The sequence below is a fragment of the Paenibacillus sp. NFR01 genome (assembly GCF_900111565.1).
In the GTDB taxonomy this organism is placed as follows: domain Bacteria; phylum Bacillota; class Bacilli; order Paenibacillales; family Paenibacillaceae; genus Paenibacillus_AQ.
Genome location: NZ_FOIK01000001.1, coordinates 1,030,173 through 1,047,135, shown reverse-complemented (window position 1 = coordinate 1,047,135; position 16,963 = coordinate 1,030,173). Strand labels below are relative to the sequence as shown.

Here is a 16,963-nt window from a genome sequence, read left to right as displayed (position 1 = left end):
TGGTACAGTTCAAGATAAATATTCCTTGGGACTGTTCCTCCGGTTTAACATAAATTTGCCAAAGTAAGCCAAACTATGACCAATCGCAATCATGCAGAATTACGCTTACAGCAGATGTGGAGGATTCTCTTATGAGCCTGGAGAAAGACCGGATCAGCACGCCGCAGATGATTACGCTCGGATTGTTTACATATATCGGGGAGATGGCCCTGGTCTATCCCGCAGCCATGACCGCAGCTGCGCATCAGGATGCCTGGATAGCCGGCCTGATCAGCATTCCGCTGGGGGCAGGCACGATTTTTCTGATGGTCACAGCCGGCAATATCAGCCCCGACAAAAATTTGGTCGAGCTCAGTCAGATGGTACTGGGAAAATGGCTCGGGGGAGTAGTGGCGCTTTATTATCTATTTTTCTTCCTGATTGCAGCATCAACATATATCCGGGAAGCCGAGGATTTCATGTGTACGCAAATTTACGAGGGTACACCTGGCGGGATTATTCGGGCAATGTTCCTGTTCTTGATGGTATACGGATTGCGTCTGGGCCTTGAGACCCTTGGGAGGGCATCACAGATTTTCTTTCCCCTATTCGTATTCTTTCTCGTGTGCCTATTTATTCTGCTGATGCCGCAAGTCCGTATGGAGCGACTGTATCCGATCATGAATACTCCAACTCCCGATATGCTGCATGCGATTATGTACGGAGTATGCTACCCATTTGGAGAAATGTGCATATTTATGATGATTTCTCCCTATGCCCGCAAACAGAGCTCCACCAGTCGTGATATGTTTTTCGCCATTGTGGCCGGAGCAATTGTACTTAATCTGATGTTATTCCTGTCACTGACCGTGCTGGGGGTCTACTTCTCCGAGCATAATTTCTTTTCGGCTTATGTTTTGGCCCAAAAAATCAACGTCGCCAACTTTCTCCAGCGGCTGGAGGCATTGATGGCGACGACGTGGATCATCAGTACGTATTTCAAAACTGTTCTGTATTTCTATGCTTTTATCCTGGGCTCCGCTCAGCTACTGGGATTAAAAAGCTACCGGCCGCTGATCTTCCCGGTCGCCTTTCTGCTCTATGGCTGCTCGCAGCTGATCGCCAAGGATATTATTTTCTATTCAAAAGATATCCCGGTCTACTGGGTAGACTGGGATTTTACGTACGCTATCGTGCTGCCGCTGATTTTACTGGTTGTATATCAGATCCGGAAAAAGTTTTTCGGTTACCAAATCTGAGTCGGCTCCCGCTAAGCTTATTTCATTTTGGCTCCCAACTGGTTTAGTATCATCTCCAGATCGCCTTTAGTTACCGGTTTGGCCGCCTCTACAAGCTCATAGCCAAGCTCGCCGTTGGTTTCAATAACGCCCTGCTTGATATCGTTTATATTGGTTATGCCTAGCTGACGAAGACGCATTTCCATTTGTTTTACCGTAATTCGGAGCTTCCGTAGAGCCTGCATATCCAGTTGTCCCTCACGGATCACAATAACGCCCTCACCTGTAATTAATTTTTGAATTTTGAGAGAGCGGATTTCTGCGAATTCTAGAATAACCAGCACGGCAAGGAACAACGCAACCGCGACAATGGCGCGCCAGACGGATTTTTCAATAATTCCTTGCGCAATTAACTCGCCTATAGAAATCATGATCACCGTCGTTGCCACATTCATTTGGGCGATCGACTTTCTGCCGGATAAACGCAGCAACAAAATGCCCATTAAGACCAGAAACGCGCTTTTCCAGACGATATGCCAGCTTAAATCCATACGACAAATAACCTCCTTAAGGTAATACATGCTCGTCTTTCTAACTTTCCCAACTCAACCTAAATTCACTCCCAAGATCAGAACGTGCGTTCGTTCACAGAAAAAGGGGACATGTTCCTGTACATTTGAACGGTACAACTTTACTTTTGAGGAGCGTGTCCGAATGAGTGAGAATTCCGTACAGAGAACAAACGTCATAGGCGCCGGCGAGGTGGGCGTTGCCGTTACTGTCGACATGGATACGAATGATATTCATAAGACAAATAGCTTATTCTGGGATACAAAGGGAGCGGAACTTCTGGGAGAGACATGCCTTCCAAAGTATGGAGCGTTTGTCTCTGAAGAAAAGTGTCAGCTTTTTGGCGATGTTCGTGGAAAAAAACTGCTGGAGATCGGCTGCGGCGGCGGCCATTCTCTGCAATATCTGGGGGACCGGGGCGCATCCGAACTATGGGGGATGGATATCTCGGAGAACCAAATCGAGAAGACTAGGCAGTATTTGGGGGAGCGCGGTTATCCCGCAAATTTAATCTGTTCTCCGATGGAGGAGAAATGCGGTCTGCCCGAGGATTATTTTGACTTTGTGTATTCGGTATATGCGATAGGCTGGACGACTGACCTAGAAGGAACGTTCCGCCAAATCGCTTCTTATCTAAAAAAAGACGGCGCCTTTATCTTCAGCTGGTCTCACCCGATCCATAAATGCGTCGCTGCAGAAGATGGAAGTCTTGTCTTTAAAAAATGCTATTTCGATGAATCCTGGTATTCGGTCTCGCTTGGCGATCATACGTTAACCCTATCCGACCGTAAAATGTCCACCTATGTAAACTCGCTTTCTAAAGCGGGATTCGTTATTGAACAGATGGTTGAAGAGTCAGACGAGGATCTGATGATATCCCATAATGGCGATTTTGCCAAGAAAGCCCGGATGCTTCCTGTCACGTTTGTAATTAAAGCCAGAAAAATATAACTCTTTATCCGTTCGATTCTGCCCAGACACCAAAAAGCCCCTCATCTCGGGGGCTTTTTGGTGATCATCGCGGCTTGCCTATTCTGCTTCAACCGTGGACAGCGAAACCATGGCCCACGGGGAGAAGCCACTGGAATCCTCGCTTTTTGGATTATGGATTCGGAACAGATAGGCGTCGCCTGCCTGGTTTTTCCATACAATATAGTCCTCCGACCCGTTCTCTCCGCTTACCTGAAGATATAATTCCGCGAAGCCAAGGGGATGCTCAACCAGTTCCCCGCTGTAGTCTTTAGGCGTTCCGCTTGCGGACAATTCCGTTTCGCCTTGTTGTTTCAGGGCGGCAAGATCGTAGCCGGAAGGCAACGGTTCAATGTCAGCATAGTAATCGGGGGCTGCCATAAGCGATACGCGCCCTTTTTTTGCATCCAGGCCGAAGCCATTAAACAGATACAGCGTAAATCCTTCCCCTCGAGCAAGCGTGCCTTTCTGTCCGGCTACCCCGCCCTCCTGTTCTCCGAACGCCTTCGTCTCGGGCCGGCCTGCAGCCTGCGGATCGCTGCTTTCAGTGGCTTCAGGGGTTACCGTTGCCTCAGGGATCACCGTTGCTTCAGGGGCTGAAGTAGCCGCCGGGCTTTTAACCGCCGCAGATTCAGTCACATTTGCCGTTTCGTTGTTGCTGCATGCACCGAGAATCGAAGCGGATAAGAGTATGCTTGCTGCTGTGGTTTGCATCGTTTTTTTCATCATGGACCTCCTCCTCCGGATACCTTTTTATACCCAAAAAGCGGGTCAACGACCAATTCCAAACCTCATTGCCCTACTTCAGGTTGATGTCACGGATTTTGTCCGGCGTCACTTTGGGTTTGCGGTCTTCGGTCAGCAGCCCATTCATCTCATGCTGGACGTCCGTAAGCTGCGTATAACAGTAACCGGTTATGAACGGAATTGCTTTTATCGCCCCGGTCAAGCTGCCAAACCGCTCTAGAAAGGCCTCCTCGTGTTCTACCGGATCGCCGTATCCCCAACCTTGCTCGCTCTTGAATGCAATTCCGCCATATTCGCTGATGATTATCGGCTGGCCCTGATAACTGTAACCTTCGGCAAATGCGTATTTCCATTCGTTATACGTCCCTCTGCTGCCTGTAATCGAGTCTTTCTCCCTGTAGGTTACATACAGCTGTTCGCCCTGCCCCGTATAGTCATGCAATGTCAAAATATCCGATACCGTATGCTCCCAGCCGTCATTGGTGATGACCGGACGATACGGATCCAATGCTTTGGTCAAATGATAGAGGCTTACCGTAAACTGCTGCTGCCGGACGTCATGGATAATATTCTGAATACCCCATGATTCGTTGAAGGGTACCCATGTGATAATACAGGGATGATTATACTGTTGCCGCACCACTTCAAGCCATTCCTTGGAAAAACGCTCCACGGCCTCATCGCTATATTCGTAAGCTGCTGCCATTTCGGACCATACCAGCATGCCCTTGACATCGCACCAATACAGGAACCGGGCGTCTTCTATTTTCATATGCTTGCGCAGCCCGTTGTAGCCCATCGACGCGATTGCTTCGATATCTTCGATCAGTGCTTCTTCGGACGGAGGCGTAAGATGGGTTTCGCGCCAGTAGCCCTGATCCAGAATCAGCCTTTGGTAGAGAGGGATATTATTGAGCAGAATTTGACCTTCTTTGATTGAGATTTTGCGCATGCCGAAATAAGAGCCGACGCGGTCGATCTCCCGTTCGCCCTCGTATAGCACAAATTCCACGTCGAACAGGTTCGGGTTGCCCGGCGACCACAAGTTCTGCAGCCATGGCCCGTTGATGCCGTTCATTATCCCGATTTCCGCCGTCAACCATGGGCTGTCCACGGAAAGGCTGAACTTCCTAATCCTCTCGCCTTGGAACGATATTTCGGTTTCGAGGAACAGATCTCTTTTGCCGTCCGTACCGCTGAAGCGAAAATCAAACCGGATCATCTGCCGGTCGATGTCCGGCGTCATTTTCACCGTGTCCACACGCGTGGCATGGACATGCTCGATCCAGACGTTTTTCCAAATGCCGGTGGTCTGATCATAAAACCCGTCATGATTCCGGCCCGCCCAGCGCTGCTTCCCCCGGGGCTGCATACAGCTGTCGCTGTCTTGTACCCTCACCGTGATTATGTTCTCTCCGCTGCGATGAAGCAGGTCCGTGATGTCAAAGGAAAACCGGGCATACGCACCTTCATGCTCGCCCGCGAATTTGCCGTTCACCCAACAAGAGGCATGATAATCAACGCCTTCGAAATGCAGGAAGGTGCGTTTCTCTGCGGTCTCCGGCGAAAGCGTCAGCGTCCGTCGATACCAGACCAGCGGATGGAACTTCTCCTCGCCGATCCCGCTCGCCCGTGTTTCATAAGTGAACGGAACAATGATCTTTTGTGCCGCCGGGAAAGTGTCCATCCAGCGCTCCTTGGCACCGATACCGGCATCATCGAAAATAAAATCCCACTCCCCGTTCAGATCCAGCCACTCGCTGCGCACAAATTGGGGCCTCGGGTAATTTTTCTTATAAAATCTAGTCGTTGCTGAGGTCACGTTAACCCCTTCCTCTCTCTTTGCTTACTGAAGCATTCTCTGCATTTCTTATCACAGAATACTAACTTGTTCAGCGAAAGAAAATGATTTATCCTGTCAATGAACTGATCTATTATCCGATCTAGGAGCGAAGTGGAATGATCCATCTAAATCGTTGCGGGTATAACGTGATTCATCCGGAAGGCTTTACCGTCGACCGCCCGGTCGGGTCCGGAGATTACGTCTTTGTATTTTTCAGAAGCCGGATGGAGTCGCGAATTCGCTCCACAGCCGGACCGGTTGAACCGAATACTTTTATAATTTATAAAAAAAACACCCCGTATTATTACCGGGATGCCGAATGGCCGCTGGTCCATGACTGGTTTCACTTTGAGATGGAGGATGCTGATGCTTTTTTTGAAAGGTTAAAGCTTCCGCTGGATACATTAATCCGAGCCTATGATCCTTTCTATATTTCCAGAAAAGTTAATGAGCTTCACTGGGAGAATCTGCAGAACGGCAGCTTTCGGGAGGAGATTATCGACCAGACAATCCGCTGCCTGTTCATGAAGCTTAGCGACATCCGCAATCATGTGGAGTCGCGCCATCCCATCAGCAAATACTATGACGATTTCCTTCATCTGAGAAATGAAATGTTCAGTTCCCCGGCGGTTTGGCATACGGTTGAGCATTTGGCGGACACAATGAACATGAGCCGCTCTTATTTTCAGCATATGTACAAACAGATCTTCGGCATAGCGGTCGTAAGCGACATCATCCTTAACCGGCTGGGGTATGCCTCCTATTTACTGAAGAGCACTTCCTATACCATTACCCGGATATCCGGCATGTGCGGTTATGAGAACGATGTGCATTTTATGCGGCAATTCAAAAAGTTTACGGGTCTAACGCCCAGCGAGTATAGAGGGCATACGGATGACGCCCGAACCCTTTAAAACACTTGGCGCAGTTCGATCTGTCCTTCTCCATGTCCCTGCGGGTCCGGCATCCGCATCGCCCACTCGACGGCTTCTTCCCGCGAATTCACGTCAATCAGAATAAACCCGGCGATCAGTTCCCTTGATTCCGTGAATGGACCTTCGGTAACGACCGGCTCTCCGCCCGGCTCCGGAAAAGATAAGCGCAGCCCGTTTGAGCTGGGATGTAGCCCTTTAGCCATTACGCGCACGCCTGCCTTCTCCAGGTCCACGTTGTATTGATCCATGGCAGCTCTGAGCTCCGGGCTCGGGAGATGTCCGGCTTCCGAAATCGATGAGGCTTTGACAATCAGCATGAATAGCATAAATGTTCCTCCTCCGTTTTAGTAAAAAAGCCGCCAAACCAGGCGGCAATTCAGATATATACTCTATTCCAGGGTCGAGGAAGCTTGGCTTAACAAGGTCATCAGTAATTCCTTGCTCCACTCCTGTCCTTTTCGCAACTTGATCGTTTTGCGTTCCGGCGGACCCTCGAAGCCTTCAGGAAACACTACGGCTGCAGCATTAAAGATTGTGAAGCTCACCGCATCTTTGGATGTTGAAATAACAGCGGCATATTTGCCGTTACTCAAATAATGCGGTTTTTTATACTGCATCCGCTCCTGGGCCTCAGGGATAACCGAAAAGACAAGCTCACGAAGGTCGGTGCACAGCCGGCTTTGCCAATCTTCCTTCAAGGACCCGATATATTCCGTAACCTCTGGACTCATAGTTTTATTCTCCTCTGTTTAATTCTTTATTCACCAAGTACCCCACCACCGGGTAAGAAATCACATTCCGGTCCCGGTAAGCTGCAGCTACGGCATCGCTGTGCCGGCTCATGATTCCGTTTTGCAAAAGCACGGGCTTAAACCCTCTCTCAGAGGCTCCATTATAGGTGAATGTAACACAATGTTCCACCGCAAAGCCGGAGAGGATCACGAGCTCAACACCCTGCTCCCGTAGAAGCTGCTCCAGTTCCGTATTCCAAAACGCGTTAGAATGCTCTTTGCTCAATTGCTTGTCCCGCGGCAAAACTTCAATTTCAGGAATAGTAACATAATCCTTCTGATTCGATTCATCCATTCCTTCAATATCGCTGACATGAACGACGACCTGATCATGGGTACGCAAAACGGAAGCCACATAGTTAATATATTCGCAGCTTTAATTAATAAGGGATTGGCTCAAATCGCCAAGATGTACAGACTGCATATCAATGATTAATAATGCAACTTTCACTTTGCCATCGCTCCGTTTCTATATCAGGTTATTTCCGTTGCCTGGTTTTACGGCTTAGAATCCGCAAATGGGCATTCTGGCGGAGTCCCTCCTAAATCATACCATAGTCGTAAAGCTAAGCCTATTCTAGTGGGGCGACGCGGAAGGTCAGCGTAAATATCACGCCTCCGTCCTGATTCTCTACTTTATATTCGCAGTCATGCAGCTCCAGGATCCGTTTGACAATGGCAAGCCCCAGTCCCGTCCCCCCGCTCTGACGATCCCTGGCCGCCTCCACGCGGAAGAATCGTTCCCAGATTCGTTTCAGGTAAGGCTCCGGGATGCTTTCGCCCTTGTTGTGCACGGAATACATGCAGCTGCTGCCGGTGCCATGGATGGCGATCTCAATGGCGCTTCCGGGTTCGGCATAACGAATCGCGTTGGTCAGCAGATTCAGCACGACTTGCTCCATCTTTATGGCATCCACCGATACCTCCCGTTCATCGCTGCACTCTATATTGGCGGTAAGCCCTTTCTCCCGCATCCGGTACGTCAGCCGCTGAAGCACATCTTCGGTCAATTCACTGAGGAGCACCGGCGACCGGTACAGCTTCAAGGCGGGGGAGTCCAGGCGCAGCAGCTCCAGCATATCCTGGACTAGCCGCTCCATTTTTTCGCTCTCCTCGATAATCACGCCGATATAGTGCTCCTGCCGTCCAGCGCTGATGCCGTCCTGCATCCCTTCTGCGAAGCCTCGCACGATGCTCAGCGGCGTTTTTAACTCGTGGGAAGCATTGGCGAAAAAGTCTTTCTGCAGCTGTTCCAGCTCCTTGTTCTGCTCAATCTCTTTCTTCAGCTGGCCGTTGGCCGCGTTTAGCTCCTCCAGCGTTCGATCCAGCTTGCTTGAGAGTTCAAATAGCGTGTTAGAGAGATTGCCAAGCTCATCCTTGCGCTGCAGCGGTTTTTCTCCGGAAAAATCCAATCTCTTCATTCGCTCGGCCCTTTGGTTCAGCAGCAGCAACGGACGCGTCACCAGACGAGAATACATACTGGAGAGCAGCACAATCAGTACTAGCCCGCCGGCTCCCAAATACGCGTAAAACAGGCGAAGCGCGCTGTTTGTCTCTTTAATCTCCTGCAAAGAGGTTACAAGCAGTAGCAGTTCAATTTCACCGCTAGGACTGTGCACCGGCTGAATGCGGATGGCGCTGCGGTTGCCTCCGAAGGAATCGATCCACTCGAATTCGACCGGTTCCATCTTGCTCAAGTGGCTCGTATTCGACTCGGATAATGGAAAAAATTCGTCCAGAGCCAGAAAAAGCAGCCCCAGACGCCGTCCCAGCTTGTTCAAATCCGGCATGCTGACAGTGTCGATCGTACCTTTTACCGCATCGTACTCGTTCTCGGCACCTTTTTCCCCGGCAACCTGCCCCTTCAAGTTGCTCCCGCTGTCTTTGGCAATATAATAAGGATGAAAGATATCACGGTCCCGTCCTTCCCCGTATTCCCCGTACAACGTCACCTGATCGCCAGCCGCAAGCTTTAACCGCTCAAAATCCGGCCGGTCAGCCAGAAAAACGTAAAACAGCGACACCTCCAGAGCTTCCTGGTCCGGACGTGTCAGCCGCATGCGGAACGGATCGTTCGCTACCGTACTCCCGTTAAAATCGGTCAGCACAAAATTGACATCCTGGCGTCGCAGCTGCCGCATCACCGCGGCATCCGGCGTCCGGAGTTTCTCCGGGCTGTTCTGATAGATCGAAGCCAGCTGTTTGGCTTCGCGCTCCAGCTTGGCCATCTTCCGGTGTTCGTAAAATTGCGGAAAGACCAGCACTTGAGCGATCAGCACAATGACATAGAACAGGATAAAAAATGCCGCCGTGGCAATAAAAAGCTTGGCAGTAATGCCGGCCCGCTTCATCGCTTCTCCTCATAAGTATAACCGATGCCGAAGATGGTGCGGATGCAGTCCGAAGCCGGCCCCATTTTGTTTCTCAGCTTCTTGATATGTGTGTCGACAACCCGTCCGTCACCGTCATATTCCGCTCCCCAGATGTAATTCAGGATCGTCTCGCGAGGCATCACGATTCCCCGGTTTCGAAGCAGCAGCTGCAAAATATCGTATTCCTTTGGCGTCAGGTCAATTGCTTCTTCCTTGCTCTCCAGCTTATAGCTGCGGGTATTCAATTGGATGCCTAAGCCGATAAGAATATGTGCGTCAGGCGTCATATGGCCGTTCACCCTGCGCATCAGCACCTCCGCTTTTGAGACCAATACTTTGGGGCTAAACGGTTTGGTCACATAGTCGTCGGCTCCCAGTTCATACCCCTCAATCTGGCGTTCATCGCCGGACACAGCAGTAAGAATAATGATTGGCACCCCTGAGCGCTGTCGGATCTTGCGGCACAGTTCCCAGCCGTCCATCTCCGGCATCATCAGATCCAGAATGATGAGATCGGGAATCTCGGTCTCGAAAGCAAACATGCCTTCATTGCCGTTGGCAGCTTGGCAGACCATCCAATCCTGCGCATGGAAATAATCCGAGATCAACTCCCGGATTCGTTGTTCGTCTTCAACAATGAGCACCTTTTTTGCCAAAAAACCGCTTCCTTCCTAATAATAGATCATAAGAATCTGCTTTAATGGCCGGCATGACCCAATAGTTTGCCCGCCATGATAAAAGTCAGGCACCACACCATAGCGCCGATTGCGGCGAACAAGCTATACTTACGCAGCGGCATCCGGCTCATTCCGCACAGGTAGCAGGTGACATGCCGGAAGCCAGGAATAAAATACCCGAAGATAATGGACAGAGGTCCGTATTTATTCATCCAAACCTCCATTTTGCCGATCCTGGGCGCCTTGAATCCGATCCATTTGCCGTAACGGTTAAGCAAGGGCCGGCCGGCTTTGTGTCCGATCAGATAGCTGAGCATCATTCCGCTTAAGGCGCCCGAAAAGCTGATCAGCAAAGCATAGGATAATTTCATTGTTCCGACTGCGGTCAAGTAGCCGACTCCAGCCATCAATAGCTCGTCCGGTACGGGCAACCCTACGATCCCCAGAGTCAAGAATCCATAAATCGCCAAATAACCGTAATCCGACAGAAATTGCAGCGCGGTTTCCATTAATATTCCTCCGCCGGAACTTCGGCTTTAAGCTTTTTCAGGCTTGGAAAAGAAAACCGGCTCACCATCAGCATTCCGATGACAAGCAAGCCGATGCCGGAACCCAGCGGTGGAAGCAGTGCAGTTATCGCCAATACCATTATAGCCGCTAACGGCGTCGGCATGCCGACAAATCCGGACAGATGGCTTTGGGCGGCATTGAAGCGAGCGAGCCGGAGGGCGCCGCAGCAGACATAGGCTAAACAACAGACGGCTCCGAATATGCGAATCTCGTGCAGCGAAACCACGTATACCAGGGCGGCAGGCGCAATACAGAAGGTGACTAGATCGGCCAGCGAATCCAGCTCCTTGCCCATTTCGGAAGCGGCGTTCAGCTTTCTTGCACAATAGCCGTCGAAGAAATCGCAAAGCATTCCAAGCAGAATCAGCAGGATGACTGGAAGAAGCTCAAATTTAAAGGTAAACAAAATTGCCAGAAAGCCGAACAGCAGATTAGCCAGCGTCAACGCGGACGGTATTATTTTAGTCATTTCCCTTCACTCCTCATAAGGGGAGTATAGAGTGGGCTTGTGTTTTTTGTGTGTCCCGGAAGATCAAAAAAGCACCTTGGGTCTCTTCTCCCCATTCGTGCTTTTTTGGTCAAACCTATATGTTTATTTCTTCGGATAAGCTTTTGCGTACCGCATAATCTTCTTGAATAATGTGCCGTCTGGATGTTTTCTGAAAATGTAAGGGTCCGGACTCGTATTCACTTCAAGAATCCATGGATGCAATTTTTTATCCATCGCGACATCAAGCCCGATGACATACACGCCGGGGAATGCTTTCTGCATGGCCAGCCCCGCTTTCACGCCGAGCTTTTCCAGCTCACGAAGCTTTCCGTTCAGATCGCTGGTATGCTCCCGCAGCAGTGTAGATGCAGAAACGATTCTGCCGCCATTGTGATAATTGGTTACGATTTTATGCTTGGCGGCAACTCTTCCAATAATGCCTGTTGTCTCCCATGTCCGGTTTGGAGAGAATTGCACCATCACTCGCAGATCGAATCGTCTTCCCTGATGTTTAAGCAGATGAATGCCTTTTTGCACGAGATAACGTTTCCCCTTCGTTTGCTTAACGATGGAGCGATATAAAGGACCGTACTCTTTAAACTGATGAATTTTCTCTCCGCTCTGATACCGGTACCCGTCCGGCAGGCGCTCTACCCGCATCACGCCATTTCCGTAGGAACCGTGTTCCGGCTTTACATAGACCATTTCATAGCGGTTCAGGCTGTTCAACAATGAAACTTTCGTCATTCTCAGCGTCTCTGGGACGTGAGCGGCTAAATAAGAATTTTTGAGAATAGCTGATGTTTTTCTCCATTTGCTGCCTACATAACGGGTCATGGTCTTCCCCTTCCATTAGTAACGGGATGATTACAACTTAATCTATTCCCCTACCGATGAAAGTTGATAGGCAGCCGCACATGCCAGCGAATTACCTTTTGCTAAATCCGTTAAAATGCCTTAGCATTCGGATAAACTCATTAAGCTCGGTATCTGTCCAGCTGGAGAGGCGCTCATAATACGCCGACTCTTTTTCTGCAAGCGCATGCTTCATCCGCTGCTGCCCGGTCTCGGTAAGAGTCAATAAGATCTCCCTGCCATCCTTGGGGGAGACTTCCCGTGTCACATAATCCAAGGCTTGGAGCTGCTTTACGAGACGCGTGACGGAACTCCGGTCCATTGCCGTGGAAGCCGCCAGCGTAGCTGCATTGGTTGGACCATACGAATAGAGCCACCTTACCAGGTGAAAGGCCGCAGGCTGTAAGGAGGAATCGAATTGGGCGGCACTTCTTACATTAAGCGCATGGGCTGCGCTGAGCAAGGCGTTTAACTGCTCGCCTAATTCAGCCTCTAAGCTTTGTCTTGGTTTATTTCTCGGGGGATTGTCCATCTCAGGTTCACCTTTCTGTAGAGCGTACATTCATTCTATTGATTGACATATATCAATTAAATAAATATAGTGGATATAAGTCAATTATATTTTATGAAGGAGACAACATAATGTCAAGAAAAGGAACCGTTGTAATTACAGGCGCCACAAGCGGACTCGGGTTGCTTTCAGCCATTGAGTTGGGAAAACGCAACTTTAACCTCATTTTGACGGCAAGAAGCCGAGCGCGAGCGGAAGCGGCGAAAGCACGGATTATGGAGGCTGCACCCTCGGCAAATATTGAATTCTTCTATGGAGATCTATCGCTCATGAAGGATGTCGCCCGCATCGGAAACGATATTGCCACTAGCGTGCCCCAAATCGACGTCCTGCTCAACAATGCAGGAATTCACGCATTTACGCCCCGGGTAACAAAGGAGAGATTTCCGGAAATGATAGCCGTCAATTATCTGGCGCCTTGGCTTCTAACCCACATGCTGCGTCCTTCACTGCTGAATGCCGGGCATGCCAGGGTGGTCAATGTCGCTTCCGAAGCTTCTCGCCGCCACGGAGTGCTGAAATTACCGGACGATCTTACGGATACTACACCGTTTACGTCCCGCGGGTCATCTTTGATCTATGGAAAAACAAAGCTGCTGAATATCATGTTCACCGCTGAACTTGCAAGGCGCTGGGCAGGAACTGGGATCACAGCCAATGCGCTCAATCCAGGCTTTAATGTGACAGGTTTAGGAAGGGAGCTCCGGTTTGCAGGTGTCCTTGAGCGGATATTAAAGACGCTCCGGATCGGCGATCCGCGTAGGGGCACAGATATTATTGTGAAATTGATCGTTGAGCCGGAATATCAAAATCTTTCGGGCGGATATTTTAATGTCGGGACCGGCAAAGCCATAACTCCTGTGCCTCCGGGAGGAGATATCGCCATGCAAAAACGGCTGTGGGAGTGTACCGATGAGCTTTTAAAAGAATCCGTTCCTTCCCTGCACGGATACTGACTAGACTTTCCTTGAGATCAACGAAAAAAGAAGCAGCCGTTTAAGAGGCTGCTTCTTTACGTTTAATTGCTTACCGGCTAACGGTGACCTTGATCGTATCGCTAACGGTTACCCCTGCAGCATTAACCAACTCGGCTTTATATTCGTATACGCCTGTTGCGCGGCCGCTGATGGATGTCGCTGCGCTTTGTGCCGCAGGTGTCCCGGCCTTCAATGCTTGCGTGTCGATCAGCTGCCCGTTTTCATACAGGCGATACTCGGTAGAATTGGTGCCCCACCACAGGTTCATGGTCACCTTGTAGGCACCGTCTCCGTCCCAGTTGTCATGGGACAATACCGGCTTGCCCGGAGCAGCATCGCGGATGGTGACGGTGAGCGCGCTGCTCTTGGTCGTGCCGTATTTGTTGGTCAGCTCTGCGGTGTAGACATACGTTCCGTTCGGTTTGCCGCGGAGCTCAGTGCTTGCGGTCTGGGCCGAAGGAGAACCATCTTTGAGTGATTTGCTGTCGATCAGCACACCGTTCTCATAGAGCTTGTAGCTGGAGCCGTTATTGCCCCACCAGAGATTCATGGTAACGGTATAATTGCCGTCGCTGAGTCCTGTGCTGTACCCGCTGTTCGAGGACAGCACCGGTTGACCCGGCTTGTCCGTTGCCAATACTGTACCGCTCGTCACCTGGAAGGAATAGCTCTTCTCCGCAGCATTGCCTGCGGCATCCGTTACAACATATTTAACCGTGTGCGGTCCGGCGCCCAGATCGGCGGCGTTTATCGCCTGTCCATCGGCTATCGCTTTACTGTCGAGCTGGAGCTGCTTGGAAGCAATGCCGGACAGGGCATCCGTGGCGGTTAATTCGAATTGAAGCAACGCGCCCTCCTCCACATCGCCGACCGCATGACCCGATTCCTTCAATTCGGCAGTCGGCGGAGCCGTGTCGATGTTCATGCCCAGCGTCTTGACTTCTTCACTCTTGCCTTTCGTGGATACTGCATGGTATGCCAGCGAATGGTGGCCATCTTCGATCAGCGCCACAGGCGCGCTGTACACTTTATCCGCACTGCCGTTCAGCGCGTAATAGACGGTGGCGGTATCCGGGTCGGCCTTCAGCGTAACGGTGACCGGCTGATTCAGCCAGCCTGCAGCGTTAGGTTCGGCGGACAACGATGCCGTTGTCACCGGCGCTTTTTCTTCTTGAACAAGTGCGAAGTCCCCGAGGCTTCTTGGTTTGAGCTGATAAACGTCTTTAAAAATGGCGGAAATCCCTGTAATATTCAGCTTTTGTCCTTCCTTGTAAGGGAAACTGTCCTTCGTAACCCCTGTACGGACATCTACGCGGATATGAGTGCTTTTTCCGTCAGCATTTACGCCGTCCATTTCAAAGGAGCCGCTTGGCGTAGCATTGATGATGTTGGTTACCGTTACACCGTCCAGCTTGAGCAGTTGCCCTTGGTTGGCGGCGTTGACCGCAGTTGTGACGATCGGCTGCGGCAGCGCTGCTGTGCCGGTTTTCTCAATCTTCACGACATCGGACAGCTCAAGCTCCGTGTTGTACAGCGCGGTCGGTGCTGTCACTTTTATGGTATCGCCGGCATGGAACCCGCTCTGCGTCTGGTATACATAAATCCCGCCGGTCTGGTCCTGCAAATAAAACGTCTGGCCGCCGAAGATGCCCGGTTCAGTCGTCACGGTTCCCTCGAGGGTGACCAGTGTTCCCGGTGCTTTCGCTCGGGCTTCGCCGATCGAGGTTACCGCCGGAATCGGATCTTCCTCCGCCGGGAGCGGTTCTGCAGGCACATTGCCCAGCGTTACCGACTCGGTCTTCAAGTTGGTGCTGTTCTGGCGCAGCCGCAGGTTGGATGCAGCCGTCGTATCCGGCTTGATCCGGACAGTTAGATCCTTGTAAGCGTGGCCCTTGATGTCGGCAGTCAAGCTAAAAGAGGTGCTGTAGCCGTAGCTGGCCGGCCAGGTGCCGTCGCTGTTCTGAATCTTGGCGATTTGCGCACCGCCGCTTACCTGGTAGATGCCGACCTGGAAGCCGGAAACGGTAGTCCCTGAAGGAAGGTTATCTGCGCTCACACGGATTTGGAAGTCCTGCGCATTCGGCAGCACCGCCTGATGCGTAAAATTGTATGCTGCGGCTGCGGTCGCTGCCGGACCGCCGTAGGAGCCGGCCTTGAACGTGCTTCGGTCATACCATTTGTAGCCGGCGTTCGGTTCAGCCCATGGTTCCGGCTGCGGCTCAGTGGACAACGCCGGATCTTCGAAGGACAGCAGTGCCGTCGGCTGATCCAGCGTCAATCCACTGACCTGGGTGAAGTCCGTATAGCTCTCCTGCTCCGCCAGCCAGTCCACGGTGTTCACCAGCAGTTTGCCGTCGTCGACTTCCTTAAAGCCGTCGTAGGTCGTTTTCTTGGCGCCGGTGTCCTCGCGAAGATATTTCGGCGTTGCATCCTCTACAGGCGAGGAGTCGCCAATAAACGCCGCCTTGCCGGCGCCCTTTTTCGCAACTGCCACAAAAGGGCCTTCGGCTACGCCGCCGCCGTTGTAAACGCCCTGGTCAACCGCATTAGCCCACGCTTCGTTGGTTTGGGGCAGGTAGACAATGCCTTTTGCCCGCGTCGGGTCCAGAATGGCCAATGTGGAGCCTGCATGCATCGCTACAGCTGAAACTCCCGTTGTAATACCGAAGGCCTGGCTTGGAGCGACAATGTTGCTCGCGTTGATGTCCCCAAGGGCATTATAACGGAACCGGACGCCGAACTCGTCTGCGAGCCAGTCGGAGCTGACAACGCCCTGCATGGCGCTGGAAGCGGCTTCCTCGGTGCTCATGCCTTTAGCTGGATTATCCCATGCGCCGCGGCGGTAACCGTTGAATACTTCGGAACCGTCCCAGCGGTTTTTGTTGCGGTCCGCGTTGTAATGATCGCCGATGAAGAAGATGCTTCCGCCATTCTCCACATAATCTGCCATGGCCTGCTGTTCGCTGGCTTTATAGGGCACGTTGGATTCGGCCACAATGAAGACGTCATAGCCGGAAAGATCGCTTAACGTAATCGGCGTCGTTTTGCGAAGTTCTTTGACGTAATAACCTTCTTGTGCAAGCGCATTGCCAAAGTCGGAAAAAGCGCCGTCGATTACCCAGTCTGCCGCGCCGGCGGTTTGCTCATGGGTGTTGTCGAACAAAATTTTCTGGCCCGCGTGTTCATTGACCACTTTCGCTTCAATGTACGGCGCGGGATCGGCCGGGCCTTCGGCGAATACCGCCGAGCCGGCACCTAATGCGAACAACTGCAGCGGTACGGCTACTGCCGCCGCCATCGTGCCGTTCATCAGCTTCTTTTTCCAAACGGAATGCTTCCTCTTCATACCCTTCCTCCTTCAGAGATAGATCGGCAGGCC

Annotated in this window: 17 protein-coding genes; 4 read left to right on the top strand and 13 right to left on the bottom strand. The window is 51.3% G+C overall.

What is annotated here, in order from left to right:
• The first annotated feature begins 131 nt into the window (after positions 1-131).
• Positions 132-1,238, top strand: a complete 1,107-nt coding sequence (locus BMW84_RS04705) for a GerAB/ArcD/ProY family transporter (RefSeq protein ID WP_091065011.1) — start codon at positions 132-134, stop codon at positions 1,236-1,238.
• Between the two features lie 17 nt (positions 1,239-1,255).
• Here BMW84_RS04705 and BMW84_RS04700 read toward each other — a convergent pair whose 3' ends face one another.
• The gene (locus BMW84_RS04700; protein WP_175498674.1) at positions 1,256-1,768 is read right to left on the bottom strand and encodes a DUF421 domain-containing protein; all 513 of its coding nucleotides are present in this window, start codon (positions 1,766-1,768) and stop codon (positions 1,256-1,258) included.
• 163 nt (positions 1,769-1,931) lie between these two features.
• Between BMW84_RS04700 and BMW84_RS04695 the strand changes: the two genes are divergently transcribed.
• Positions 1,932-2,738: a class I SAM-dependent methyltransferase gene (locus tag BMW84_RS04695; RefSeq protein WP_091065007.1), complete on the top strand. Its 807-nt coding sequence runs from the start codon at positions 1,932-1,934 to the stop codon at positions 2,736-2,738.
• A gap of 78 nt (positions 2,739-2,816) precedes the next feature.
• On the opposite strand, the gene BMW84_RS04690 is transcribed toward BMW84_RS04695, so the two are convergent.
• Both BMW84_RS04690 and BMW84_RS04685 read right to left on the bottom strand, forming a co-directional pair.
• Complete coding sequence (locus BMW84_RS04690) at positions 2,817-3,485, bottom strand: hypothetical protein (protein ID WP_091065005.1); 669 nt, start codon at positions 3,483-3,485, stop codon at positions 2,817-2,819.
• Positions 3,486-3,555: 70 nt separating this feature from the next.
• Positions 3,556-5,325: a glycoside hydrolase family 2 protein gene (locus tag BMW84_RS04685; protein WP_091065002.1), complete on the bottom strand. Its 1,770-nt coding sequence runs from the start codon at positions 5,323-5,325 to the stop codon at positions 3,556-3,558.
• 137 nt (positions 5,326-5,462) lie between these two features.
• Between BMW84_RS04685 and BMW84_RS04680 the strand changes: the two genes are divergently transcribed.
• Positions 5,463-6,260: a helix-turn-helix domain-containing protein gene (locus BMW84_RS04680; RefSeq protein WP_254772862.1), complete on the top strand. Its 798-nt coding sequence runs from the start codon at positions 5,463-5,465 to the stop codon at positions 6,258-6,260.
• Here BMW84_RS04680 and BMW84_RS04675 read toward each other — a convergent pair.
• From BMW84_RS04675 to BMW84_RS04635, 9 genes are all read right to left on the bottom strand, one after another.
• Positions 6,257-6,607 (bottom strand): YciI family protein, encoded by a 351-nt coding sequence (locus tag BMW84_RS04675; RefSeq protein WP_091065000.1) that lies wholly within the window; start codon positions 6,605-6,607, stop codon positions 6,257-6,259. The genes BMW84_RS04680 and BMW84_RS04675 overlap by 4 nt on opposite strands.
• 63 nt (positions 6,608-6,670) lie before the next feature.
• Entirely contained in the window at positions 6,671-7,012 is a 342-nt protein-coding gene (locus tag BMW84_RS04670; protein ID WP_091064999.1) for a DUF1801 domain-containing protein, read from the bottom strand.
• Positions 7,013-7,016: 4 nt separating this feature from the next.
• Positions 7,017-7,415, bottom strand: a complete 399-nt coding sequence (locus tag BMW84_RS04665; protein WP_254772861.1) for a cysteine hydrolase family protein — start codon at positions 7,413-7,415, stop codon at positions 7,017-7,019.
• Between the two features lie 229 nt (positions 7,416-7,644).
• Positions 7,645-9,423 (bottom strand): sensor histidine kinase, encoded by a 1,779-nt coding sequence (locus BMW84_RS04660; RefSeq protein ID WP_091064997.1) that lies wholly within the window; start codon positions 9,421-9,423, stop codon positions 7,645-7,647.
• Positions 9,420-10,100, bottom strand: coding sequence for a response regulator transcription factor (locus BMW84_RS04655; protein ID WP_091064996.1), 681 nt, complete (start codon positions 10,098-10,100; stop codon positions 9,420-9,422). The genes BMW84_RS04660 and BMW84_RS04655 overlap by 4 nt, the downstream gene beginning before the upstream one ends.
• Positions 10,101-10,141: 41 nt before the next feature.
• Positions 10,142-10,630, bottom strand: a complete 489-nt coding sequence (locus tag BMW84_RS04650; protein ID WP_091064993.1) for a DedA family protein — start codon at positions 10,628-10,630, stop codon at positions 10,142-10,144.
• Positions 10,630-11,160, bottom strand: coding sequence for a CDP-diacylglycerol--serine O-phosphatidyltransferase (pssA, locus tag BMW84_RS04645; RefSeq protein WP_091064991.1), 531 nt, complete (start codon positions 11,158-11,160; stop codon positions 10,630-10,632). The genes BMW84_RS04650 and pssA overlap by 1 nt, the downstream gene beginning before the upstream one ends.
• 123 nt (positions 11,161-11,283) lie before the next feature.
• Positions 11,284-12,018, bottom strand: a complete 735-nt coding sequence (locus BMW84_RS04640) for a YheC/YheD family protein (RefSeq protein ID WP_091064988.1) — start codon at positions 12,016-12,018, stop codon at positions 11,284-11,286.
• A gap of 91 nt (positions 12,019-12,109) precedes the next feature.
• Positions 12,110-12,568: a MarR family winged helix-turn-helix transcriptional regulator gene (locus tag BMW84_RS04635; RefSeq protein WP_091064985.1), complete on the bottom strand. Its 459-nt coding sequence runs from the start codon at positions 12,566-12,568 to the stop codon at positions 12,110-12,112.
• A 110-nt stretch (positions 12,569-12,678) separates the two neighbouring features.
• Between BMW84_RS04635 and BMW84_RS04630 the strand changes: the two genes are divergently transcribed.
• Positions 12,679-13,563: an SDR family NAD(P)-dependent oxidoreductase gene (locus tag BMW84_RS04630; RefSeq protein ID WP_091064984.1), complete on the top strand. Its 885-nt coding sequence runs from the start codon at positions 12,679-12,681 to the stop codon at positions 13,561-13,563.
• A gap of 70 nt (positions 13,564-13,633) precedes the next feature.
• On the opposite strand, the gene BMW84_RS04625 is transcribed toward BMW84_RS04630, so the two are convergent.
• Positions 13,634-16,930 (bottom strand): chitinase N-terminal domain-containing protein, encoded by a 3,297-nt coding sequence (locus BMW84_RS04625; RefSeq protein ID WP_091064981.1) that lies wholly within the window; start codon positions 16,928-16,930, stop codon positions 13,634-13,636.
• Between the last annotated feature and the right edge of the window lie 33 nt (positions 16,931-16,963).

Excerpts from the sequence above, each read along its gene's own strand:
- BMW84_RS04705 (WP_091065011.1), top strand. The coding sequence starts at position 132 with ATGAGCCTGGAGAAAGACCGGATCAGCACGCCGCAGATGATTACGCTC.
- BMW84_RS04700 (WP_175498674.1), bottom strand. The coding sequence starts at position 1,768 with ATGGATTTAAGCTGGCATATCGTCTGGAAAAGCGCGTTTCTGGTCTTA.
- BMW84_RS04695 (WP_091065007.1), top strand. The coding sequence starts at position 1,932 with ATGAGTGAGAATTCCGTACAGAGAACAAACGTCATAGGCGCCGGCGAG.
- BMW84_RS04690 (WP_091065005.1), bottom strand. The coding sequence starts at position 3,485 with ATGATGAAAAAAACGATGCAAACCACAGCAGCAAGCATACTCTTATCC.
- BMW84_RS04680 (WP_254772862.1), top strand. The coding sequence starts at position 5,463 with ATGATCCATCTAAATCGTTGCGGGTATAACGTGATTCATCCGGAAGGC.
- BMW84_RS04675 (WP_091065000.1), bottom strand. The coding sequence starts at position 6,607 with ATGCTATTCATGCTGATTGTCAAAGCCTCATCGATTTCGGAAGCCGGA.
- BMW84_RS04670 (WP_091064999.1), bottom strand. The coding sequence starts at position 7,012 with ATGAGTCCAGAGGTTACGGAATATATCGGGTCCTTGAAGGAAGATTGG.
- BMW84_RS04660 (WP_091064997.1), bottom strand. The coding sequence starts at position 9,423 with ATGAAGCGGGCCGGCATTACTGCCAAGCTTTTTATTGCCACGGCGGCA.
- BMW84_RS04650 (WP_091064993.1), bottom strand. The coding sequence starts at position 10,630 with ATGGAAACCGCGCTGCAATTTCTGTCGGATTACGGTTATTTGGCGATT.
- pssA (WP_091064991.1), bottom strand. The coding sequence starts at position 11,160 with ATGACTAAAATAATACCGTCCGCGTTGACGCTGGCTAATCTGCTGTTC.
- BMW84_RS04640 (WP_091064988.1), bottom strand. The coding sequence starts at position 12,018 with ATGACCCGTTATGTAGGCAGCAAATGGAGAAAAACATCAGCTATTCTC.
- BMW84_RS04635 (WP_091064985.1), bottom strand. The coding sequence starts at position 12,568 with ATGGACAATCCCCCGAGAAATAAACCAAGACAAAGCTTAGAGGCTGAA.
- BMW84_RS04630 (WP_091064984.1), top strand. The coding sequence starts at position 12,679 with ATGTCAAGAAAAGGAACCGTTGTAATTACAGGCGCCACAAGCGGACTC.
- BMW84_RS04625 (WP_091064981.1), bottom strand. The coding sequence starts at position 16,930 with ATGAAGAGGAAGCATTCCGTTTGGAAAAAGAAGCTGATGAACGGCACG.